21 protein-coding genes are annotated in these 21,350 nt (G+C 66.4%); 9 read left to right on the forward strand and 12 right to left on the reverse strand.

Annotated elements, in window-relative coordinates; genetic code table 11:
- Nucleotides 1-47: 47 nt before the first annotated feature.
- Nucleotides 48-1,055, forward strand: a complete 1,008-nt coding sequence (locus N825_RS22570) for a TerC family protein (RefSeq protein ID WP_037457342.1) — start codon at nt 48-50, stop codon at nt 1,053-1,055.
- 85 nt (nt 1,056-1,140) lie between these two features.
- On the opposite strand, the gene N825_RS22575 is transcribed toward N825_RS22570, so the two are convergent.
- Both N825_RS22575 and N825_RS22580 read right to left on the reverse strand, forming a co-directional pair.
- A complete protein-coding gene (locus N825_RS22575; RefSeq protein ID WP_037457344.1) occupies nt 1,141-2,790 on the reverse strand; it encodes an acetolactate synthase large subunit in 1,650 nt (549 codons plus the stop codon).
- 63 nt (nt 2,791-2,853) lie between these two features.
- A complete protein-coding gene (locus tag N825_RS22580; protein WP_037457346.1) occupies nt 2,854-4,083 on the reverse strand; it encodes an MFS transporter in 1,230 nt (409 codons plus the stop codon).
- A gap of 119 nt (nt 4,084-4,202) precedes the next feature.
- Between N825_RS22580 and N825_RS22585 the strand changes: the two genes are divergently transcribed.
- The gene (locus N825_RS22585) at nt 4,203-5,234 is read left to right on the forward strand and encodes a purine-nucleoside phosphorylase (RefSeq protein WP_051512777.1); all 1,032 of its coding nucleotides are present in this window, start codon (nt 4,203-4,205) and stop codon (nt 5,232-5,234) included.
- A 40-nt stretch (nt 5,235-5,274) separates the two neighbouring features.
- Here N825_RS22585 and N825_RS22590 read toward each other — a convergent pair whose 3' ends face one another.
- Complete coding sequence (locus tag N825_RS22590; RefSeq protein ID WP_037457347.1) at nt 5,275-6,330, reverse strand: HAD family hydrolase; 1,056 nt, start codon at nt 6,328-6,330, stop codon at nt 5,275-5,277.
- Nucleotides 6,331-6,511: 181 nt separating this feature from the next.
- Here N825_RS22590 and N825_RS22595 point away from each other — a divergent pair, with 181 nt between their 5' ends.
- From N825_RS22595 to N825_RS22610, 4 genes are all read left to right on the forward strand, one after another.
- On the forward strand, nt 6,512-7,093 hold the full coding sequence (locus N825_RS22595; protein ID WP_037457349.1) for an NADPH-dependent FMN reductase: 582 nt from the start codon (nt 6,512-6,514) through the stop codon (nt 7,091-7,093).
- A gap of 18 nt (nt 7,094-7,111) precedes the next feature.
- A complete protein-coding gene (locus N825_RS22600) occupies nt 7,112-7,714 on the forward strand; it encodes a TetR/AcrR family transcriptional regulator (protein ID WP_037457351.1) in 603 nt (200 codons plus the stop codon).
- A gap of 119 nt (nt 7,715-7,833) precedes the next feature.
- Nucleotides 7,834-8,178, forward strand: coding sequence for an ArsR/SmtB family transcription factor (locus N825_RS22605; RefSeq protein WP_037457354.1), 345 nt, complete (start codon nt 7,834-7,836; stop codon nt 8,176-8,178).
- A complete protein-coding gene (locus N825_RS22610; RefSeq protein ID WP_037457355.1) occupies nt 8,175-8,645 on the forward strand; it encodes an SRPBCC family protein in 471 nt (156 codons plus the stop codon). Before N825_RS22605 ends, N825_RS22610 begins: the two co-directional genes overlap by 4 nt.
- Before the next feature lie 70 nt (nt 8,646-8,715).
- Here the strand turns inward: N825_RS22610 and N825_RS22615 are convergent, their stop codons facing one another.
- The 8 genes from N825_RS22615 to N825_RS22645 all read right to left on the reverse strand — a co-directional run bounded on the left by N825_RS22615 (nt 8,716) and on the right by N825_RS22645 (nt 17,924).
- Nucleotides 8,716-9,888, reverse strand: coding sequence for a sensor histidine kinase (locus N825_RS22615; protein ID WP_037457356.1), 1,173 nt, complete (start codon nt 9,886-9,888; stop codon nt 8,716-8,718).
- Between the two features lie 12 nt (nt 9,889-9,900).
- Entirely contained in the window at nt 9,901-11,157 is a 1,257-nt protein-coding gene (locus tag N825_RS22620) for a lactonase family protein (protein WP_051512778.1), read from the reverse strand.
- Between the two features lie 258 nt (nt 11,158-11,415).
- Nucleotides 11,416-12,078, reverse strand: coding sequence for a hypothetical protein (locus N825_RS22625; RefSeq protein ID WP_198038842.1), 663 nt, complete (start codon nt 12,076-12,078; stop codon nt 11,416-11,418).
- Nucleotides 12,026-12,253, reverse strand: a complete 228-nt coding sequence (locus N825_RS39075; RefSeq protein WP_157619488.1) for a hypothetical protein — start codon at nt 12,251-12,253, stop codon at nt 12,026-12,028. The genes N825_RS22625 and N825_RS39075 overlap by 53 nt, the downstream gene beginning before the upstream one ends.
- Before the next feature lie 175 nt (nt 12,254-12,428).
- Nucleotides 12,429-13,448: an ABC transporter ATP-binding protein gene (locus tag N825_RS22630; RefSeq protein WP_051512780.1), complete on the reverse strand. Its 1,020-nt coding sequence runs from the start codon at nt 13,446-13,448 to the stop codon at nt 12,429-12,431.
- On the reverse strand, nt 13,448-15,331 hold the full coding sequence (locus N825_RS22635) for a dipeptide/oligopeptide/nickel ABC transporter permease/ATP-binding protein (RefSeq protein ID WP_037457358.1): 1,884 nt from the start codon (nt 15,329-15,331) through the stop codon (nt 13,448-13,450). Before N825_RS22635 ends, N825_RS22630 begins: the two co-directional genes overlap by 1 nt.
- A gap of 8 nt (nt 15,332-15,339) precedes the next feature.
- A complete protein-coding gene (locus N825_RS22640; RefSeq protein WP_037457360.1) occupies nt 15,340-16,290 on the reverse strand; it encodes an ABC transporter permease in 951 nt (316 codons plus the stop codon).
- Nucleotides 16,291-16,361: 71 nt separating this feature from the next.
- Complete coding sequence (locus N825_RS22645) at nt 16,362-17,924, reverse strand: ABC transporter substrate-binding protein (RefSeq protein WP_037457362.1); 1,563 nt, start codon at nt 17,922-17,924, stop codon at nt 16,362-16,364.
- Nucleotides 17,925-18,190: 266 nt separating this feature from the next.
- On the opposite strand from N825_RS22645, the gene N825_RS22650 reads away from it, so the two are divergent.
- Nucleotides 18,191-19,174, forward strand: a complete 984-nt coding sequence (locus N825_RS22650; RefSeq protein ID WP_051512781.1) for a LysR substrate-binding domain-containing protein — start codon at nt 18,191-18,193, stop codon at nt 19,172-19,174.
- A gap of 68 nt (nt 19,175-19,242) precedes the next feature.
- Nucleotides 19,243-20,130, forward strand: a complete 888-nt coding sequence (gene bla / locus N825_RS22655; protein ID WP_037457364.1) for a class A beta-lactamase — start codon at nt 19,243-19,245, stop codon at nt 20,128-20,130.
- Between the two features lie 33 nt (nt 20,131-20,163).
- Here bla and N825_RS22660 read toward each other — a convergent pair whose 3' ends face one another.
- Nucleotides 20,164-20,361 carry a YjiS-like domain-containing protein gene (locus N825_RS22660; RefSeq protein WP_037457367.1) on the reverse strand — a complete coding sequence of 66 codons (198 nt, stop codon included), beginning with the start codon at nt 20,359-20,361 and terminating at the stop codon, nt 20,164-20,166.
- A gap of 81 nt (nt 20,362-20,442) precedes the next feature.
- Between N825_RS22660 and N825_RS22665 the strand changes: the two genes are divergently transcribed.
- Nucleotides 20,443-21,306: a LysR family transcriptional regulator gene (locus N825_RS22665; RefSeq protein WP_037457369.1), complete on the forward strand. Its 864-nt coding sequence runs from the start codon at nt 20,443-20,445 to the stop codon at nt 21,304-21,306.
- Nucleotides 21,307-21,350 lie beyond the last annotated feature (44 nt).

The following is a 21,350-nucleotide window of genomic DNA, read 5'->3' on the forward strand; positions in this document are numbered from 1 at the left end:
ACGCGGCGGCTTGATCCAAGGCCGTCGTCGTCCTCGCAGAGGTTGACATGGAACTCCTCACGGAATTTTTTCTTCACCCCTTCCTGGGCAAGCCGACCTGGGTCTGGCTGCTGTTCCTCGGCGTCGTGACGGCCCTGCTGGCCTTCGACCTTGGCGTCCTCAACAAGAAGGATCACGAGATCGGCGTCGGCGAGAGCCTTTGGCTTTCCGCCTTCTACATCGCCATCGCCGCCGCGTTCGGCGGCTGGGTCTGGTGGTATCTGGGCCCCACCCCCGGCATGCAGTACTTCACCGGCTTCGCGCTGGAGAAGGCGCTGGCGATGGACAACGTCTTCGTCATCAGCCTGATCTTCAGCTACTTCGCGGTGCCGCGCCTCTACCAGCACCGGGTGCTGTTCTGGGGTATCCTGGGCGTCATCGTGCTGCGCGCCATCATGATCGGCCTGGGCGCGGCGCTGGTCACCGAATTCTCGTGGCTGCTCTACATCTTCGGCGCCTTCCTGATCGCCACCGGCATCAAGATGCTGGTGATCGGCGACAGCATGCCCGCGGTCGAGGACAACCCGATGCTGCGCTTCCTGCGCCGGCACCTGCGGGTGACGTCCGAGCTTCACGGCAACCGCTTCTGGGTGACGCTGCCCGACCCCTCGACCGGCAAGCTGGCCCGTCACGCGACGCCGCTGCTGCTGGCCCTGATGATGGTCGAATTCGCCGACCTGGTCTTCGCCGTCGACAGCGTGCCGGCGATCCTCGCCATCACCACCGACCCGTTCATCGTCTACACGTCGAACATCTTCGCCATCCTGGGTCTGCGCGCCCTCTACTTCGCGCTGGCGGCGATGGTCCACCGGTTCAAGTATCTCAAGATCGCGTTGGCGGCGGTGCTGATCTTCATCGGCGGCAAGATCTTCTGGAACCAGTTCTACGGCAAGCTCGACCCCGCCATCTCGCTGTCGGTGACCTTCGGCCTGCTGACCGCGGGCGTGCTCTTCTCGCTGTGGAAGACCCACCGCGAGCCGGCCCTGCCGGCGGGCCCCCGCGAGGCCGACGGCTAACCAGGGCTTGGCGTCGTTGACGGGGGAGGCCGCCGGATTTCGGCGGCCTCCCCCTCCGCTTTCACGGCCGCCGAACGAGTTCGTCTCACCCCGCCGTCCGCTCGGGCACGGCGGCGCGCAGTTCGTCCACCAGGACGCGGGTGTTCTCGGAGTAGTCGACCGGTACCGCGACGATGTGGACGCCGCCCGCAGAAAGGGCGGCTTCCAGCGTCGGCGCCAGATCCGCCACCGCCTCGACGCGATGCCCCCGCGCCCCATAGGCTTGGGCGTAGGTCACGAAGTCGGGGTTGGTGAAGGTCATGCCATAGTCGGTGAAGCTGTCGACCGCCTGTTTCCACCGGATCATGCCATAGGCGCCGTCGTCCAGGACGACCACCACCAGGTTAAGGCCGAGCCTGACGGCGGTCTCCATCTCCTGCGAGTTCATCATGAAGCCGCCGTCGCCGCACACCGCCATGACGCGCCGGTCGGGGTGCGACAGCGCCGCCATCATCGCGGAGGGCAATCCAGCACCCATGGTGGCGAGCGCGTTGTCCAGCAGCAGCGTGTTGGCGACATGGGTGCGGTAGTTGCGGGCGAACCAGATCTTGTACATGCCGTTGTCGAGCGCCACGATGCCGTCCTCCGGCATCACCGCCCGCACGTCATGGACCAAGCGCTGCGGCGTCACTGGGAAGCGGTCCTCCTCCGCGCGGTCGTTGATGTGCGCGAGGATGCTTTGCCTCAGCTCCGCGAAGGAGCCATCGGGCTCCAGCTTGCCCTCCAGCCGGTCGGCCAGCATCGGCAGGCTGGCGCCGATATCGCCGATCACCTCGGCGTGCGGGAAGAAGACCTGCTCGACGCTGGCGGTGGTGAAGCCGATATGGATCACCGTCGGTCCCTGGGCGCCCATGATGAAGGGAGGCTTCTCGACGGTGTCGTGACCGATCGAGATGATCAGGTCGGCCCTGTCGATCGCCTGGTGCACATAGTCCCGCTCGGACAGCGCCGCCGTGCCCATGTACAGGTTCGAGCCGCCAGTGACGGCACCCTTGCCCATCTGGGTGTTGAAGAAGGGCAGGCGCACCCGGTGCACGAAATCTGACAACGCGCCCACCAGTCGGGGCCGATTGCCGGCGGCCCCGATCATGATCAGCGGGCGCTTCGCGGCCAGGATCATCGCGGCGGCGCGGTCGAGCGCCGCGGGATGCGCCACGGGCCGGTCGATCGGGTGGACCGGGACGATCGGCGCGTCGGCGTCCTCGGCGGCGATATCCTCCGGCAGTTCCAGATGAACGGGTCCCGGCCGTTCCTCCATGGCGACGCGGAAGCTGTCGCGGACGATGGTCGGGATCGACGCGGCGCTGACGATCGTCCGCGTCAGCTTGGTCAGCGGCCTCATGGACGCCACCACGTCGACGATTTGGAAGCGCGCCTGTCGGGCGGTCATGATCGGCTTCTGTCCCGTGATCATGATCATCGGCATGGCGCCCAGATGGGCATAGGCGGCGCCAGTCGAGAAGTTCAGCGCTCCCGGACCCAGCGTCGCGATGCAGACACCCGGTCGGCCCGTCAGCCGGCCGTGGGTCGCCGCCATGAAGGCCGCGGCCTGTTCATGGCGGGGGAGCACGAGTTCTATCTTGGACTGGCGCAGCGATTCGACCACGTCCAGGTTCTCCTCGCCGGGGATGCCGAAAATCCGATCGACGCCTTCGTTCTCCAGCGCCGCGACCAGCAGGTCCGAGCCTTTGGTCATCGTTCATCACTCCCGTGGTTGGTCACCCGTTTCCAGTGGCACTTGATGCCGCGGCGATCATGTTCAAGTGGAACCGACGTCATGGCGAACCCGCGCCCGCAGCCGCCGCCCGACCGGCACCATCAACAGGGAGACGGCCGCGCAGTAGACACCCATCGCGACGATCTGCGACGGGTAGTCGACGCCGAGGTCGATCAGGAACCCGGTGACGCCGGGACCCAACGCCGAGGCGAAGACCAGGATCGCCATGATCACCGCGCGGATCGATCCGGCATGCCGCACTCCGTACAGTTCCGCCCACAGCGTGCCGAACAGGGTGAAGGAGAAGCCGTTCGACACCCCGTACAAGCCCATGAAGACGAAGCAGATCCACGGCGCCTCGACGGTGCCGAGCAGCGCGCAGCCAAACCCCAGCGGCAGCAGGTAGACCGGCAGCAGTGCCACCCCCGACATCCGGTCGACCAATTGGCCCGAGATGAGGGTGAAGACGATGGTCAACCCGGCGTAGAGCGTGAACGACGAGGCGAAGACCTCCAGGGACCAGCCCCGCAGTTCCACCAGATGGACCTGATGGAAGAAGATGCTGTTGCCGATGAAGGCCGGCGGCACCATCGCCAGCAGCGTCAGGTAGAATAGGGGATCGCGCAGCACCTCCGCCCGGGTCCAGTCCCGCACGGTCGTCCGGGTGGCGAGCGGCCCCGGCGGCTCGGGCGTCCGCTCGACCGCGCTCAGCGCCGAGATCACCGGCAACGCCACCAGGATCAGGGCGCCGGCGGTCAACCACCAGACGTTCCGCCATCCGAGCGATGCGGACAGCAGCACGAACAGCGGCGGGAACACGGCTTCCCCCGCGTTCATGCCGAGCGTCGTCAGCGACATCGCCTGTCCCCGCCGCGCCCGGAACCAGCGTCCCATCACGGTGAAAGCCGTATGGCTCATCATGCCCTGCCCGAACAGGCGCAGCAGATACAACGACAGGGCCAGCGTGGCGACGTGCCAGGACACAGCCATGCAGGCCGCCGCCAGCGCCAGCATGGGCACGACGGCCAGAACGATCCGACGCGTGCCATGCCGGTCCACCATCTGCCCGATCCGCGTCAGCGTCAGCGCGCTCGCCAAGGTGGCCGCCATGTAGAGCGAGCCGAATTCGCCATGCGACAGGCCATACTCGCCCCGGATGTCGCCGGCCGAGAGCGAGATGAAGAAGGTCTGTCCGGGCGAGGAGCAGAAGAACATCAGGAGCCCGGCGGCCAGCCAGCGGGCGTTGTCCTGAAGGAAGGCGACGAAGGGCATGCCCGGTCATACCACCGCGCGGCCGGAACCGCATGCATCCATTTTTCACTGAATGGGTGAGGGAAACGCCCCGGGCTTTGGCTTATCTTGCCGCTTTTCCGATCGATGGAGTTCGTTGAATGCGGAACGCCGCCCGCCGCCTCGCCCTGGTCCTCCCCCTTTGCCTTCCCCTCGCCGTCACCGCGTTCGGCTCCGGCGCCAATGCCGCAGAGACGGCTCCCATCAAGGTCAAGGTCTTCGTGGCGTCGATGTTCGAGATCGGCAAGAACACCGGCGACCGCGCCGGCGAGTTCCAGCATTGGTACGAACGCTACTGGAAGACCAGCGAACCGACCCCCGTCAAGGGCGCCCTCAATCCGGTCCACTGCGACGCCGACGGCGTCTGCGGCTCCGTCCTTGGCATGGGCAAGGTCAACTCGTCCTCGTCGATGCAGGCGATCCTGCTCGATCCGCGGTTCGACCTGTCGCAAGCCTATTTCATCATCTCCGGCGTCGCCGGCACGCCGCCCGCGCGCGGCACCATCGGGGAGGTCAATTGGGCGACGTGGCTGGTCGACTACGATCTCGGCCACCGCTGGGCTCCGGAGGAAGGCGAGCCGGGCGCTTCGACCTTCATGCCGCGCAAGGGTTACGAGGCGTATCGCTTGTTCCACCTCAACCCCGATCTGGTGGCCTGGGCGATGCGCCTGACCGCCGACACCCCTCTCAAGGATTCCGACGCCGCGCGGGCCTATCGCCAGCGCTATCCGCAGGAGGCCGCCCGCCGGGCGCCCTTCGTCGGCACCGGAACCCACATGACCGGCGACACCTTCTTCCACGGGCCGGGCATGTCCGAACAGGCGCAGTACATCGCCAAGCTCTACGGCGCCGACGACTACGTGATCACCGAGATGGAGGCCGCCGCGGTCACGCTGGTGATCAAGCGGCTCCACGGCGACCAGCGGGTGATGAGCCTGCGCGGCGCCGTCAACTATGACCAGGGCAACCCCACCGAGACCACCCTCCAGCACCTCGACCCGGCTCCCGGCCAGACGGCGGGCGGTTTCGCCGAGACGGTCGAGAACATCGCCTCGGTCGGGGCCCGGATGACCGACCACATCGTCGCCCACTGGGCCGACTGGCGGGAGGGAGTGCCGGCCCCCGGCAACTGAGGACCGGCCGCCGTCGCGGCCGTTCCGATTTCGGTTCCGGTTACTGGATGTCCTGGGACTTCACCGTCACCCAGTTCTTGTCGGCTGTTACCGGCAGGCCAAGCTCCTTCTGCCGCGCCGCGTTGGCCGCCTGCATCGACTGGATCTGCTTCAGGTACTTCTCCCGCCGGTCAACCCAGACGCGCACGCCGCCGTTCTCCACGTCGGTCGCCTGGAACAGCATCGGTCCATCGCTGACCGGCGTGTCGCCGGCGACCAGGACCGGCTTCCGCCACTCGTCGATATAGGACAGGATGGCGGCGTGCTTGCCGGAGAACCAGGTCATCGGCGCCCACAGGTAGGGCGTCATCTCCATGTCCATCGTCGCCGGCCAGTCGTATTTCTTCTCGGCGACCAGTTTCCGCGCCGTCGTCAGGGCGCCGGTGGCGCGGTCCTTCAGCAGCATCGAGACGCCGATGACGTTTTGCGGCTTGATGTTGTAGCCGTATTTCGGATCGGAGGCGACCATCCGGACCAGTTCCTCGCTGGCGGCGGACATCACGTAGACCTCGATGCCGTTCTTCATCAGCAGGTTCACCAACTCCCGCTGGCCGGTGTAGGGCTTGGGCGGATTGATCTCGATCGCCTTGACCGTCTCGCCATCGTAATAGTCGCTGGGGATCGGCTTGCCGTAGGCCATCAACTCGTCGACATGGCCCTTCAGCTCCCGCAGCGTGAAGCCGGAGAACACCTGGGCCACCCAGGGATAGCAGACCTGATCGTCGATCTCGCACAGCCGGTAATAATAGCTGTTGAGGCTTTCCTTGTGGTCCGGCTTGTCTCGGAACTCGATCAGTCTCAGCGAGGGATCCAGCCGATCGCGGGTCAGCACGCCCTTCATCTCCAGGAACGGCAGGAGGGATTCCTCGAGGTCGTACCGGTACAACGTGTTGTCCATGTCGAACACGGCGTAGGCGCCCTTGTTGGCGTGCTTGCCGATCATCTCCTTCAGCGTGGCCGCCGCCTCGGGAGGCCAGTGCGGAAGCTCTTGCGCGACGGCGGCGACCGTCGATCCGATCAGCAGGACTCCTGCCAGCAGGCTCTTCAACAAGGTCATCGGTTCCCCTCCTCCAGTGACGCGAAAGCGGCGACAGCCCGCAATTTTCGGGAATTTGGCGGTTTCGGCTTGTGAGAATGCGACCTTCGCATTCCCGATCACGCCAAATAAGCATTGGATCAAATACGATACCGTATGGTATGAATCTGGCAAAACACTCACCCGACCTTCTGGAACAGCCATGACTTCGAGCACCCCGTCTCCCGTCCGCATCCTCGGCATCTCCGGCAGCCTGCGCCGGGCCTCCAACTGCACCGCCATCCTACGCACGCTCCAGGACAAACTCGGCGGCAAGGCGGAATTGATCATCCATCCGCTGAACGACCTTCCGCTCTACGATCAGGACATCGACAACGAGACGGCGCCCGACTCCGTGTTCGCCTTCAAGCGCGCCATCGCCGAAGCCGACGGATTGATCGCGGTATCGCCGGAGTACAATTACGGCATGTCCGGCGTGCTGAAGAACGCGCTGGACTGGGCGTCGCGCCCGGCCATGAAGTCGCCGCTGAAGGGCAAGCCCTCCCTGATCATGACGGCCTCTCCCGGCTTCACGGGTGGCGTCCGCGCCCAGTACCAAGTCCGCGAGACGCTGTCGGGCTGTCTCGCCCGCGTCATCGCGCGGCCCCAGGTCGTCATTCCCGCAGTCCACGAAAAGATCACCGATGGCCGCCTGACCGACGCCGCGTCGATCGATTTCGCGCTGGCCGCCGTGGATGACCTGATCGAGGAAATCAGGATCGTCCGCCTGTCCCAAGCGGCCTGAGCCAAAGGCCGCCGTCCGATGCGAACGACCCGGCGCGGAACCGAACGGTGCGGCCTTATCCGGAGGGCGGCGACCGACCTGTTCCTGGAGCGCGGCTACGACGGTGTCAGTGTCGATGACATCATCGCCCGGGCGGGGGGCTCGAAGACCAATGTCTACAGCCACTTCGGCGGCAAGGACGGCCTGTTCGTCGCCGTCGTCGAAACCTTGTGCGACGAGATCAACGCGAAGCTGAAGGCCCGCGACCTGACCGGCCTGTCGCTGGAGCAGGGCCTTCGCGTCCTTGGCTCCGCCCTCTTGGCGGAACTGCTCCAGGATTGGCACTTGGCGCTCTACCGGCTGGTGATCGCCGAGTCCGCCCGCTTCCCGGAGATCGGCCGCGCCTGGGGCGCCCATGGTCCGGAAACCTCGTGCCGCATCCTGACCGAGTTCATCGCCTCGCGCCAGCCGGCCGAAGCGCCGGTGGAGCCCCATCGCGCCGCCACGCTGTTCCACGACATGATCCTGTTCGAGGCCCTGCACCGGGCGGTCTGCGGCCTGCCGACACCCGTCACCCAGCGGGAGATCGACCACCTGATCGACGAGGCGCTCGCCGTCTTCACGCGGGGCTATGCGCGGTGAGGCTTGCCGGGTGAAAACCGTCGGGACGATCTGACCGCCGACCCGCCGCGCACCCAAGCCCGCCCCGATCGCCAAACTATAGTTTGCCAATCGGTGAACCAAGTGATATGGTTCACCACATGGAAAACCGTGGCGCGTCTTTGGACACCGCTTTTCACGCACTGGCGGACCCGACCAGAAGGGCGGTGATCCACCGTCTGATGACAGGACCCAAGGCGGTCAAGGAACTCGCGGAACCCTTCGACATGGGGCTGCCCGCCTTCCTGAAGCATCTGCGAGTGCTTGAGGACAGCGGACTGATCGCGACGGGGAAGAGCGGCCGCGTGCGGACTTGCAGCATAAGGCCCCAGCGGCTGCTGGAGGTCGAGACGTGGCTGTCCGAGCAGCGCGCGCTCTGGCGGGCGGGCGCCGACCGGCTGGCCGCTTACGTGGAAAACCAGATGACCGAGGATGATGACGCATGACCGCCGCCGACAACGACCTATCCATCTCGCGTTTCATCAACGCCACGCCGGGCAAGGTCTGGAAGGCGTGGAGCAGACCCGAGCATCTGGCCAAGTGGTGGATCCCGCGTCCCTTCGAATGTGAGGTGATCAAGCTGGATCTGCGTCCCGGCGGCGGCTTCGAGACACGGATGCGCGAGGGTGACGGTGACTTCAAGCCCCATGTCGAGGGGTGCTTCCTCGACATCGTTCCCGAACGTCGTCTGGTCTGGACAACGACCCTTTCGGAGGGCTGGCGGCCAACGGAGCCTTGGCTGGCGCTGACCGCGATCATCACCTTCGCGGCCGAAGGTCACGGCACCCGCTATTCGGCCCAGGTGATGCATAGGAACGCTGACGACAGCCGCAAGCACGATGAATTGGGCTTTCAGGAAGGTTGGGGGACGGCCATCGACCAACTGGCGGCCGTCGTCGAAAATCTGGAGTGATCCGCCGGAAGGATGAGGCATGGCTCCCCGGCCGGCGGCGGCGCCACACCCCATCTCCGGACACGGCCCTTCAAACCCCATCCGCGGCGGCGGGGGAGGCGGCGGGGGAGAACGTCAGGACCGCCGCCGTCCCGACGCTGCGCGGCGTCATGTCCATCTGGCCTTGAGCCATCTTCGCGAGCACGGGGATGAGTTCCAAACCAAGTCCCCGGTCCTTGGCCTTGTCGGATGCGGATAGTCCGATCCCGTCATCCCCCACGGTCAGTCGCGCCTTGTCCGGCTCGATGCGTTCCAGCGTGACGGTGACCAGCCCCTGGCGCAGCGGAAAGGCGTATTTCAGGCTGTTGGTGACCAGTTCGTTGACGATCAGCCCGATCGCGACGGCTTGATTGTGATCGACCTCGATCGGCTCCAGCCGCAGGTCGAGCTTGACGGTGTCGTCCTTCTCGAAGCCGTGCATCAGGAAGCGCCGCTCGACCAACTCGTCCAAGTATGTGGAGAGGTTCACCGCGTCGGCCGATCCCGTCAGGTAGAGGCGGCGGTAGACCAGCGCCAGGACCTCGACCCGCTGGCCGACGCTCTCCAGCCGGCGCCGGGTTTCGTTATGCTTGGCGCGCCGCGCCTCCATCCTCAGCATCGACGTGATGACCACCATGTCGTTCTGGGTGCGGTGTTGGAGTTCGCGGAGCAGGACGGCGCGCTCCTCGGCGGCGGCGACGCGCTCGCGGTGGGCCTTATGCCGCTCGACCGCCGCGGCGATCAGGTTGGCGTGGTTCCGCAGAAAGCTGATGTCGGATGGCGTGAAGGTCCGCTCGGTCAGCGTATCGACCTCCAGCGCCCCGAACGCCTCGCCCGCTCCCTTGATCACGACATTCGCCGAGACGACCACCCGGCACCTGCGCACCACCTCGGAAACCTCGAACCGGGTTTCGGTCGGGATGTGGGAGATGACCGGCCCGTCCTCCAGCAGGGCATAGCCGGCGGCGGACCCTTTGCCGCCCGGAACCGTCGTGACCCCGGCCACGGCGATCTCGGGAGGGATCCCGAGCGCCACCCGGAGCAACAGGTCGTCGCGACCAGGGATGTTCTGCACGATCTTGGCGATCGGGGCCTGAAGCCCACGCGCCACCAGCTCACACGCCTTTCGCAGGATGTGATCGAGGTCCAGCGAGGACAGGGCGAACTGGCCGAACTCGGCCAGCGCGTCCTGCTGTTCCGCCCATCCCGGCTGCCGCTCGACCACCGGATCCCAGCCTCAGGCCTTGGTCGAGAACACGATAGCCACCGGCGTCACCGATCGCGTCACGTGGCCGGTCGGCGTGAGCCGCCCCGTCCCCTGGTCGACCCTGAACTGAACGATGTCGTCGCCTTTCTGGTTTGCGACGTGCAGCCACGCCCCGCTCGGATCGATGGCGAAGTTGCGCGGGAACGCGATGCCGTGCGTCGTGTGGCCGATCGGCGTCAGCATGCCGTTGGCCGGATCGATCGCGAACCCGGCGATGCTGTTGTGACCCCGGTTCGAGCCGTAGAGGAACTTGCCATTGGGATGGATGGCGATCTCGGCGGTGCTGTGCGGCCCCGTGTAGCCTGTGGGCTCGGTCGAGACCGTCTGCGTCTGGCGGCCCAGCTCACCGGTCGCTGGATCGTATTCCAGCGCGGTGATGGTCGCGTTCAACTCGTTGATGACATAGAGCAGGCGGCCGTTGGGGTGGAACACCACATGGCGCGGTCCCGCTCCGGGCGCCATGGACGCCTCGCCGACCAGGAACAGGTTACCGTTTTCGAGCCGCAGGGTCTGGACCTTGTCGACACCCAGATCGGCGGTGGCGATGAAGCGTCCGGCCTGATCGAAGACGACGATGTGCGGGTGGGGACCCTCCTGCCGCTCGGCGTTGGGGCCGTCGCCCTTGTTGGCGAAGGTGCCCTTGACGGCGCCCAGGCTTCCATCGGCCTCGATCGGCAGGGTCACGAAGTTGCCGCCCATGTAGTTGGCGACGATCAGGTATTTGCCGGTCGGATCGACGGTCAGGTGTCCCGGGATGGTGCCCATCACGGATTGCCGGTTCAACAGCGCGATGGTGCCGGTCTGGGGATTGATGGAATACGCCTCGGCCGATCCCGTTTTCTGGCCCTGGTAGTCGTCGATCTCGTTTATGAGGTAGAGGAAACGCTGGGTTGGGTCGAGCGCCACGAAGGACGGGTTGGCGCTCGGCACCTGCTGGATCAGCGTGAATGCGCCGGACTCCGGATCGACCCGGAACACCGATAGCCCGACCGGGTTCTCGCTGCCGCCGCTCGGTGGCTCCTTGGTGTAGGACCCGACATAAGCGAAGCGCGCGGGCGTCGCCGCGGCGGCGGGGTTCGGCACGGCCACTCCGGTCAAGGCTGGCAAAAGCGCCGCCGCCGCGGTGGTCGTGGCGCATGTCGCCATGAATTGGCGCCGGTCGATCGGACCGCCCGCCGCCGGTTCGCCATCCGCCCGCTCCAGGTCATGCCGCTTTTCTTCCCGCATCGATCAAGTCTCCACCCCAGGCCGGGGGCGCGTGACGCCGCCCCACTCGTTGTCGTTGCCGGCATCATAGACCGGGTTTCCCAATCACGCCGAGGGGGAGAATTTCAGTAACAACGAAAGACCATGCCGATATGTTTGGCTCACGGACCCACCACATGTCGGATGCCGTCATTTGTCTCGATCAGACCTTCGTAGATTGGCGCAGTTGTTTTTCGCCGAGGCCGCGATGGATCCCCCCGGTGTGCCATGCGCTCCGCTTCAGGGCTCGAACGATGGGATGTTCCTCGATTCCATCGTCTTTCGAAGGGACACGAGACGCGCCTCGTGATCGGCGGGCCAAGCCTGCAGTTGGGTCAACGCATACTCGATTTGCGCTTTGTCGGCACGGTCCTTGTCGCGCGGAGCTTGCTTTGTCAACCACAGACCGTAGAGGTCGAGCACGCTGATCTCAGGACCGTCGCCGACATCGACGCGAACGATGTTTTCCTCCAACTGAGCGAATGTCAGGCCGCACGCCCTCCGCATGACGTCCACCACAATGACGTCGGCGATTCGCAACACACAGGGGCCTTCGTCGTCGCCATACGGGCCATCCTCCCTAGGGAAGGGGGCGTCCTCACCGATCAGCACGGCGGCTTCGCGGTCCGGAAGCTCAGCCATGGCGGCGATCCACTTGGCGTTGTTTTCGACGGAATTCTCCACCAAGATGTCAACATCACCGGTCTGGCGAACAATGCCATTCACCATCAAGGCGTAGCCACCGACCAGGACGTATTTGGCCGCGTGCCGCTCCAGCAGGCCGGTGACCATTAGGACATCTTCCCATGTCGCCGCGCGACAGGTGGGCAAATCGGCATCGACGACGTGATCAGGTGGATTTGCGCCGCCGAGCCATTTCTTGAAGTCGCTCCACCACGCCATTGGCCACCCATTCCTTCACGTCCCGGTCGGCCTCCTCGTGACTGCGATAGCGGTAGATTCCTTTCGGAACAACACGCGGAGCGCGGCGGGCGAAGTCGGCAATCCAGTGGATCGTGTCGGGGGATGGGCACCGCGCGCCAAACTCTTCGATCTTGCGTCTGCCGATAACCCTCACGGCATCCACTCCCTAATCTCGGCGACCTCATCTTGGTATGCGATGTTGATTTAATGCCGGTCACCGGGTGAGGCAAGCGGATAATGACCGGCGGACAAGACGGTCGAGCGGTCACGGCGTCTCGTAGGTCACCGAGTCCACCCGGTAGGGTCATGGAATGACCATCCCGATACCCTCAGGTCGCCAGCGCCATGACCTCACGGACCTCCTCGCCGCCCGCGATGTCGTCGCGGATGCAGGCGTGGAAATGCTGGTCGGCGACCTTGCGGTAGGCCGGCCGTTCGCCGGCGCACTCAGGCAGGGCGAAGGGGCAGCGGGTGCGGAAGGTGCAGCCGCTGGGAGGGTTGGCCGGGCTCGGCAACTCGCCTTGCAGCAGGATCCGCTCCCGCCGCTTCGCCAGCCTTGGATCGGCGACGGGGGCCGCCGACAGCAGCGCCTTGGTGTAGGGGTGCCGGGGGTTGGCGTAGATGTCGCGGGCGGGAGCCACCTCGACGATGCGGCCCAGATACATCACCATCACCCGGTCGGCGATGAACTCGACCAGCCCCAGGTCGTGGGAGATGAACAGCATGGCGACGCCGATCTCGCGCTGGAGATCGACCAGCAGGTTCATGATCTGCGCTTGGATCGAAACGTCCAGCGCCGCCACCGGCTCGTCGGCCACGATCAGCTTCGGCCGCACAGCCAGGGCCCGCGCGATGCCCAGCCGCTGGCGCTGGCCGCCCGAGAACTCGTGGGGGAACCGGCGCAGGTGATCGCCCGACAGACCGACCTGCTGGAGCAGGTCGACGACGCGGTCCCGCTTCTGGTCGCGGGGCAGGGAGCCCAGCAGGTCGAGCGCCTCGCCGATGATTTCGCTGACGCGCGAGCGGGGGTTCAGGCTGCCGAACGGGTCCTGGAAGACGATCTGCATCTCCCGCCGCAGCTCGCGCATCCGCCCAGCCGGGGCCTTGGTGATGTCCTCGCCGCCGAAGCGGATGGTGCCGGAGGTCGGCTCGTGCAGGCGCAGCACCGTGCGGCCGACCGTGCTCTTGCCCGACCCGGACTCGCCGACCAGCCCCAGCACCTCGCCGGGAGCGATCGAGAAGCTGACATCGTCCACCGCCTTGACCGGAGCGCTCCCGCGGCTGAACAACCCGCGGGTCGAGGTGTAGTGCTTCCGCAGGTTGGTGACTTCCAGGATGGCTTCGGTCATCAAATCTCTTTCCAGCGGATGCAGCGGGTGTTCTGGTTGGCCGAAACCGCCTCCAGTTCCGGCACCGCCACGACGCAGGCGCTGGTGGCGTGGTCGCAACGCGGCGCGAAGCGGCAGCCCGGCGGCAGGGCCAGCGGACTGGGCACCGTTCCGGGGATGGACGACAGGCGCTTGTGCTGGCCCGCCATGTCCTCCGGCCGCGGCACGCTCGCCAGCAGTCCACGCGTGTAGGGATGGCGCGGATTGTGGAAGATGTCGTCGACCGGACCTTCCTCGATCACCTGCCCGCAATACATCACGACCACCCGGTCGGCGATCTCGGCGACGACGCCCAGGTTGTGGGTGATGAAGACCAAGCCGATGCCGGCGGCCGCCTGGATCTCCTCCAGCAGGTCCAGGATCTGCGCCTGGATCGTCACGTCGAGCGCGGTCGTCGGCTCGTCCGCGATGATCAGGCTGGGATCGCCGCACAGGGCGATGGCGATGGCGACGCGCTGCCGCATGCCGCCGGAGAGCTGGTGCGGATACTCGTTCAGGCGGCGTTCCGGATCGGGGATGCCGACCCGCTCCAGCATGCGTCTGGCCCCGTCCCAGGCGTCCCGCTTGGTCATCTGGCCATGCGCGGTCAGCGCCTCGATCAGCTGGAAACCGACGGTGTAGACCGGGTTGAGGCTCGCCATGGGTTCCTGGAACACCATCGCCATTTCCCGGCCGCGGAATCTCCGGAACAGGTTGGCCGGGACATGGGCCAGATCGGTGCGCTGGCCGTCGCGCGACGCGTACCAGACCTCGCCATCGGCGATCCGCCCGACCTTGCGTGGCAGCAGCTGCATCACCGACAGCCCGGTCATCGACTTGCCCGACCCGGACTCGCCGACCAGCGCCACCGCCTCGCCGGGCTTGACCTGGAGCGACACGCCGTCGATCGCCCGGATGGTGCCGCGCGGTGTCGAGATCTCGGTCGACAGGTGGCGGATGTCCAGCAAGGTGCCGTCGAAGGCGGCGGGCGCCGCCGGCCGCGCGCGGGACCGGCCGATGCCGGTTCCGGCCAGCAGGCGCGAGACCGGCAGTACCGCGGCCGAGGCCTTGGGATCGAACAGGTCGCGCATCGCGTCGCAGATCCGGTTGATTGAGAAGACGGTCAGGACCAGCGCCACGCAGGGCCAGATCAATCCCAGCGGATTGGCCTCCATGAAGGGCCGCGCGCCGCGCACCATCAGGCCCCAGGAGGGCGTCGGCGGCACGACGCCCAGCCCCAGGAAGCTGAGGCCGGATTCCAATACGATGCCGGCCGCCACGACCAGCGAGAACTGCACCAGGATGGGGCCCGCGACATTGGGCAGGATGGTCCGAGCCAGGATCCGGGTGGGCCGGTGGCCCAGGGCCTTGGCGGCCTCGATGTATTCCTGGTTGCGCACCGTCAGCACCTCGCCGAAGGTGACGCGGGCATAGGTCGGCGCGAACAGCAGCGCCAGGATGACCGACAGCGTCTGGACGCCGGGGCCCATCAGGGTGACCGCCAGCAGGGCCAGTAGCATGGGCGGGAACGACAGGATCACGTCGAGCGGACGCATCGTCGCCTGTTCCGCCCATCCCTGGAAATAGGCCCCGACCAGTCCCAGAGTGACGCCGACCAGCGCCGCCAGGATGGCGCCGGTCAGCGCCACGCCGAGCGAGGCCCGCGCGCCGAACGCGATCCGGCTGAGCACGTCGCGGCCATATTCGTCCTGCCCCAGCGGGTGGGCCAGCGACGGTCCGGCCATGCGGCCCAGGATGTCCATCTTGACCGGATCGACCAGAGGCAGCATCGGGGCCGCGACCGCGAGGAGGACGATGGTGGTGAGGAACAGGGCGGCGAAGATGAGGGTCGTGTGCTTGATCATCCCAGGACTCACTCGTAACGCACGCGGGGATCGAGAATCCCGTAGATCAGGTCGACCGCCAGATTGATCAGGACGAACAGCAGGCAGATCACCAGCACGATGCCCTGGACGGCGGGGTAGTCGCGCTGCTCGACCGCCCGCACCAGCATTCCGCTCAGCCCCGGCCAGTTGAAGACGTACTCGACCAGCACCGTGCCGCCCAGCAGCGTGCCCATGTGGAGGCCCAGCACGGTCACCACCGGCGAAAGCGAGTTGCGGATCACGTGGCGGATCAGGACGGTCCGCTCCAACAGGCCCTTGGCGCGGGCGGTGCGGACCCACTCCTTCTCCAGGAACTCCAGGATCGAGGCCCGCACCATGCGGAAGACGACGGGGATCAGCCCGACAGCGATGCTGGCCGCCGGCATCAACAGGTAGATGACATGCTCCGCCGGGCTTTCCAGGAAGTCGACATAGCCGCCGGCCGGCACGATCCGCAGGGTCTGCGAGAACAACAGGATCAGCAGCGTGCCGGTCACGAAGATCGGGATCGACAACCCGAAGCTGGCCAGCGACGACAGGAAGCCATCCAGCGCGCCGCCCCGCTTCAGCGCCGCCGCCAATCCCGCCGGCAAGCCTATGATGACGGAGATCAGGGTCGCGGCCAGCACCAGTTCCAACGTGCGGGGCAGGCGGGTGATGATCTCGGTCGCGATCGGGAAGCCGTCCTGGAACGACTGCCCCAGGTCGCCGGTCGCGATGCGGGCGAGATAGCTCCCATACTGCTCCAGCAGGGGCCGGTCGAGCCCGAGCTGGACCCGCATCGCCTCGACGCTTTCCGGGCTGGGCGCCACGCCGCCGCCGCTCAGCAGGATCTCGGCCGGATCGCCGGGCACGATGTGCAGCAGCAGGAAGATCAGCGTCGCCACCGCGAACAGTGTGGCCGTCGCCGTCATGCAACGGCGCAGGATGTAATGCATGCGAACCTCACGGGCGACCCCTGGGGGCCGGCCTTGGGAGAGGATGGAGGGGTGCGCCCGGTATCCCGGCTTCAGCCCAGCTCGACGTCTTCCAGGACGAGACCGGTCTGGAAGCTGAGGAAGCCGGGCAGCGCCTTGAAGCCGCTCACCTTCTTCGTCAGGCCGTAGGCTTGCGGACGCCACAGCAGCGGCAGGATCGGGACTTCCTGGAGCGCCAGGGTCTCGACCTCGGCGTAGATCTCGCGGCGCTTGGCGACGTCCAGTTCGGACCGCCCCTTCTGGAGCAGCTCGTCGATCCGGGCATTCTCGAAACCGAACGAGCGGGTGTAGCTGGCCGACTGACCTCCCGCGATATAGGCGGTCATGGCGTCCGGGTCGTTGTAGGCCCCAGCCGTGCCCTGCACCGCGATCTCGTACTGTCCACGGTTGCCCAGCGTCACGCGGGTGCCCCAGTCCGGCAGGTTCAGTTCGGCCATGATGCCGACCTCCGCCAGGTTCTGCTGGACGACCAGCGCCGTGTCGTTGTGCTGGCTGTATTGCGAGGTGGCGAGCAGCGAGGTGACCAGGCCGCCGCCGACGCCGGCCTCCTTCAGCAGGGCCTTGGCCTTGTCCGGGTCGTGGCTCCAGCGGTCCTTGACCGCGTCCGGGTCATAGGCCGGGTTCGGCGGAATCGCGAGGCCGTAGATGGGTTTCCCAACACCCGAGAATCCCGCGGCGTTCAAGGCGTCGCGGTCGATGGCATAGGCTACGGCCCGGCGCACGCGGGCGTCGGCGAAGGGGCCTTTCTGGGCGTTGAACGTCAGGTACATGAACGGGCCGTCGACCGATTCAAGCGTCGTCCCGGCGCTGTCGCGGAACCGCGCGAAATCCTGGGTCGGCACGTATTCGATGATGTCGACATCGCCGGATTCCAGCGCCGCGCGGCGCAGGCTCTCGTCCGGCATGGCGATGAAGCGGATGCCTTGGACCTTCGGGTGCCCGGCTTTGTAATAGCCGCCGAACGCCTTCATCTGGATCGAGGTGCCGCGCTCGATCCCGGCGACCTCGAACGGGCCGGCGCCGACGAAGTTGGGCGCCTTGGAGTTCCGCGACACGATCACGGCGTACCCGTTGGCCAGCAGGTCCAGGAAGGTGGCGCGCGGCGAGGTGAGCGTGATCCTGATCCGGCGCGGCTCGATCACCTCGATCGCGGAGACGTTCTGGAAATCGACGCGCAGATGGGCGGTGGACTTCTCGGCCCCGATCGTCTCATAGGAGAACTTGACGTCCTCGGCCTCGACCGGCGAGCCGTCGTGGAAGCGGGCGTTTTCCCGCAGGGTGAACTCATAGGTGGTCGGCGTCGGCTGGGTCCAGGATTCCGCCAGTTCCGGGCGGATCTTGCCGTCGGTGTCATACGACAGCAGGCCCCGGAAGATCAGCAGCTTGACGGTCAGCGACGCGGTGCCGGTATATTCGAACGGATGCAGGCTGGGCGGATAGGAGGACAGCGCGAAGGACAGGCTCTTGCCGGACTGGGCGCGCGCGATGCCGATCGGGAACCCGCCGGCCATGATCAGCGCGCCGGCGGCGCCGACGCCGCCAAGGAACGTCCTGCGCGTGGTGGCGAACCCGCCGTTCGAGGAAGTATGCCGCATTACTTTTCAGCCTCCACTGCTGCCATTCAAAAAGACGACACGGATCTCCTGGTGGCGGAAATCGAGTGCTCCCGCGGCGACAGTCCAAAACACATTCATGCCAATCGATTAGCCATGGCTTATGCTTGGAACACGACCACCTGTTCCTGGATTCTTCTCGCCCTTTTCTTTCCTGGGCTTCATTGCATATGATGCTAGGCGAAAGGGCCATATAGCCGCAAATATGGAGTCCTTACAGACCTATTCATCCTTGTTATAGGTGAGCGGTGTTCTTCCGACAGATCGAGGCCTTCCACGCAATCATGGCGGTCGGCACCACGACCCGCGCCGCGGAACTGCTGGGCGTCTCCCAGCCGGCGATCAGCCGCCTGCTGAAGCAGCTGGAACAGTCGACCCAGCTGCGTCTGTTCGAGCGGGTCAACGGCAGGCTGGTCCCGACCCAGGAGGGCATCCTGTTCCACAAGGAGGTCGACCGCTCCTTCCTGGCGCTCGACCGGCTGAAGGTGGCCGCCGCCGACATCCGCAGCTACGGCACCGGCAACCTGCGCATCGCGGCCCTGCCGGCGCTGGGCTTCTCGCTGATCCCGAAGCTGATCGCGGAGTTCCTGGACGGCAGGGCGGCTCAGGTATCGATCACGATGGAGACCGCCAATTCCGACACCGTCCGCGATCTGGTGGCGACCGGGCAGTTCGACCTGGGGTTCGCGGCGGAGGAGATCGAGACCGCCGGCGTGGTGACCGAGCTGTTCGCGATGCCGCCCGCCGTCTGCGTCCTGCCGCTCGGCCACCCGATGGCCGACCGTCCGGTCATCACCGCCCAGGACATCGCGGAGGAGCCGTTCATCTCGCTTTCCCGCACCGACAGGGCGCGGCGCCGGATCGACACCATCTTCGATCGGCTGGGTGCTAGGCGCCGGATCGTGGTGGAAACCCATTACGCACTGTCGGTCTGCCATTTCGTCCAGCGCGGCGCCGGCGTCGGTCTGGTCAACCCGTTCTGCCTGGACGCGGTTCCCGTCGGCAGCCTCGTGGTCAAGCCCTTCGTGCCGCGCATAACCTTCCGCACGCTGATGGTGTTCCCGCCGCAACGGCCGGTCACGGGCTTGGCCGAACAGTTCAGGGACATGGCGCGCGATGCCGGCGGCGGCTTCCTGGCGGATCTGATGGACCGCTTCGACGCCTTGCCCACATCCGAGGCGAGGCGCGCCTTCAGCGATCTGACCGGCCCCTGGCTGCCGACGGCCGGGTAGAATCCCTGTGCCACACCTGCTAAACACGGGGCCGATTGCTAGCCTTTGGTTGCAGATAAGGACTTCGAATGTTACTGACGCGCCGCCACTTCTCGCTGGGCCTCGGAACGCTCCTGGCCGGAGCCACGCTGGTTCGCCAGCCCCTCGCCGCCGCCGCCGAAACCGGTCCGGCGGCCGATCTCGCCCGGATCGAGACTGGGATTTCCGGCCGGCTGGGCGTGGCCGTCCACGATACCGGAACGGGTCGCCGCCTCGAATATCGCTCCGGCCAGCGTTTCCCGATGTGCAGTACCTTCAAGGTGGTGGCGTCCGCCGCCCTCCTGACGCGCGTCGATGCCGGGCGCGAGAAGCTCGACCGCCGCATCCGCTTCGGGGCCGGCGATCTCGTGACCTACTCGCCCGTCACCAAGGACCGCGTCGGCGGCGACGGCATGACGCTGGCTGAGCTGTGCGAGGCGGGGATCACCCAAAGCGACAACACGGCCGCCAATCTCTTGCTGGCGAATATCGGTGGGCCGGCCGGGATGACCGAGTACGCCCGCTCGCTGGGAGATGCCATGACCCGGCTCGACCGGATCGAGACCGAATTGAACGAGAGCACTCCCGGCGACCCCCGCGACACCACCACCCCGGCCGCGATGACCGAGACCCTGCGGAAGCTGGTCCTCGGCGACGCCCTGTCGCCAGCCTCCCGCGACCACCTCGCGGCGTGGCTCGTCGCCAACAAGACCGGCGACGCCCGCCTGCGGGCGGGGGTACCCAAGGACTGGCGCGTCGGCGACAAGACCGGCAGCGGCGACCATGGCACGGCCAACGACATCGGCGTGTTCTGGCCGCCCGGACGCGCGCCCCTGGTTGTCAGCGTCTACCTGACCGAGACAAAGGCCTCCATGGACGACCGGAGTGCCGCGATAGCCGCAGTCGCCCGCGTGGTGACGGGCTGGGCCAAGGCGTAAGCGCCAGCGAGGCGGGGATCGGCCTGTTGGACTTCAGGCCGATCCCCGCTTGCGCCTCAACTCCTCCACTTGGTGGCGGGTCAGTCCAACGTCATCCAGCAGATGATCATGGAGCCTGCTCAGCTCTTCGTAATCACCGCCCCTCGACCTCTTCACCGCATTCTCTTCCAGAAAGCCCATCAGGTTCCTGGCCATGCCGGCCAGTGAAGCGAAGGTGACACCGTTGTCCATGGGATCCTCCCTATGACCGCTCATGTCATGAGGATCGGCTTCCGCTAGCGTTCTCACAAACGAATAGATATTATCGTTGGCATGAATAAAAACGAACGCTCCAGGATCGAAAGCGATCTTCTCCAGACCTTCCTGATCGTGGCCGAGGCCCGTAACTTGACGCGGGCCGCCGATGGGCTCGGGCGGACGCAGTCGGCCATCAGCGTGCAGATCCGCAAGCTCGAGGACGCGCTTTCGGTCAAGCTGTTCCACCGGGAGGCGCGCGGCATGACGCTGACCGAAGCCGGCGAGACCTTGCTGCCGGCGGCCAAGCGGGCGCTTTCCGAGATCGACCGCATCGGCGATCTTTTCGCCAAGCCACTCCTGGGACGTGTCCGCGTCGGCATCCCGGAGGATTACGGGACCGGCGTCCTGGAAAAGGTGCTGGCGACATTCGCGGCCCGCCATCCGGCGGTGGAGGTGATCGTCCGCTGCGGGTTCAGCGGACGGTTCCCCAATGCGATCGAGCGCGGCGAACTCGACCTCGCCGTCCACGCCGCCGATCCTTTGGATCGTGTCGGCACCGTGCTGCTGACCGAGCGGACGATCTGGGTGGCCCATCCCGAGCTGAAACTCGATCCGGCCGAACCGGCGCCGCTCGCCTTGTTCGATCGGGATTGCTGGTGGCGGGATTCGGCGATCAAGGCGTTGGAGCGGATCGGCCGGCCCTACCGCATCGCCTATACCAGCGAGAGCATTTCCGGCGTCAAGGCGGCGATCTCCGCCGGACTGGCGGTCGGCGTCCTGGCGGAAAGCACCGTGGAGCCCCCGATGCGCGTGCTGAGGGAGAGCGACCACTTTCCAGCGCTGCCACCGTCCGCGCTGATCCTGCGGCGCCGGGAGGCGGTGACGGAAGCCTCCCTCGCCATGGAGGCGGCGATCCGCTCTGCCTTCGGCACGGCCTGAGCGGACGGCGTAGAGATGATCGGCGTCCGACCGCCGCCGGATGA

It is taken from the genome of Skermanella stibiiresistens SB22, assembly GCF_000576635.1.
Classification (GTDB): Bacteria; Pseudomonadota; Alphaproteobacteria; order Azospirillales; family Azospirillaceae; genus Skermanella; species Skermanella stibiiresistens.

Excerpts from the sequence above, each read along its gene's own strand:
- N825_RS22570 (WP_037457342.1), top strand. The coding sequence starts at position 48 with ATGGAACTCCTCACGGAATTTTTTCTTCACCCCTTCCTGGGCAAGCCG.
- N825_RS22575 (WP_037457344.1), bottom strand. The coding sequence starts at position 2,790 with ATGACCAAAGGCTCGGACCTGCTGGTCGCGGCGCTGGAGAACGAAGGC.
- N825_RS22580 (WP_037457346.1), bottom strand. The coding sequence starts at position 4,083 with ATGCCCTTCGTCGCCTTCCTTCAGGACAACGCCCGCTGGCTGGCCGCC.
- N825_RS22585 (WP_051512777.1), top strand. The coding sequence starts at position 4,203 with ATGCGGAACGCCGCCCGCCGCCTCGCCCTGGTCCTCCCCCTTTGCCTT.
- N825_RS22590 (WP_037457347.1), bottom strand. The coding sequence starts at position 6,330 with ATGACCTTGTTGAAGAGCCTGCTGGCAGGAGTCCTGCTGATCGGATCG.
- N825_RS22595 (WP_037457349.1), top strand. The coding sequence starts at position 6,512 with ATGACTTCGAGCACCCCGTCTCCCGTCCGCATCCTCGGCATCTCCGGC.
- N825_RS22600 (WP_037457351.1), top strand. The coding sequence starts at position 7,112 with ATGCGAACGACCCGGCGCGGAACCGAACGGTGCGGCCTTATCCGGAGG.
- N825_RS22605 (WP_037457354.1), top strand. The coding sequence starts at position 7,834 with ATGGAAAACCGTGGCGCGTCTTTGGACACCGCTTTTCACGCACTGGCG.
- N825_RS22610 (WP_037457355.1), top strand. The coding sequence starts at position 8,175 with ATGACCGCCGCCGACAACGACCTATCCATCTCGCGTTTCATCAACGCC.
- N825_RS22620 (WP_051512778.1), bottom strand. The coding sequence starts at position 11,157 with ATGCGGGAAGAAAAGCGGCATGACCTGGAGCGGGCGGATGGCGAACCG.
- N825_RS22625 (WP_198038842.1), bottom strand. The coding sequence starts at position 12,078 with ATGGCGTGGTGGAGCGACTTCAAGAAATGGCTCGGCGGCGCAAATCCA.
- N825_RS22630 (WP_051512780.1), bottom strand. The coding sequence starts at position 13,448 with ATGACCGAAGCCATCCTGGAAGTCACCAACCTGCGGAAGCACTACACC.
- N825_RS22635 (WP_037457358.1), bottom strand. The coding sequence starts at position 15,331 with ATGATCAAGCACACGACCCTCATCTTCGCCGCCCTGTTCCTCACCACC.
- N825_RS22640 (WP_037457360.1), bottom strand. The coding sequence starts at position 16,290 with ATGCATTACATCCTGCGCCGTTGCATGACGGCGACGGCCACACTGTTC.
- N825_RS22645 (WP_037457362.1), bottom strand. The coding sequence starts at position 17,924 with ATGCGGCATACTTCCTCGAACGGCGGGTTCGCCACCACGCGCAGGACG.
- bla (WP_037457364.1), top strand. The coding sequence starts at position 19,243 with ATGTTACTGACGCGCCGCCACTTCTCGCTGGGCCTCGGAACGCTCCTG.
- N825_RS22660 (WP_037457367.1), bottom strand. The coding sequence starts at position 20,361 with ATGGACAACGGTGTCACCTTCGCTTCACTGGCCGGCATGGCCAGGAAC.
- N825_RS22665 (WP_037457369.1), top strand. The coding sequence starts at position 20,443 with ATGAATAAAAACGAACGCTCCAGGATCGAAAGCGATCTTCTCCAGACC.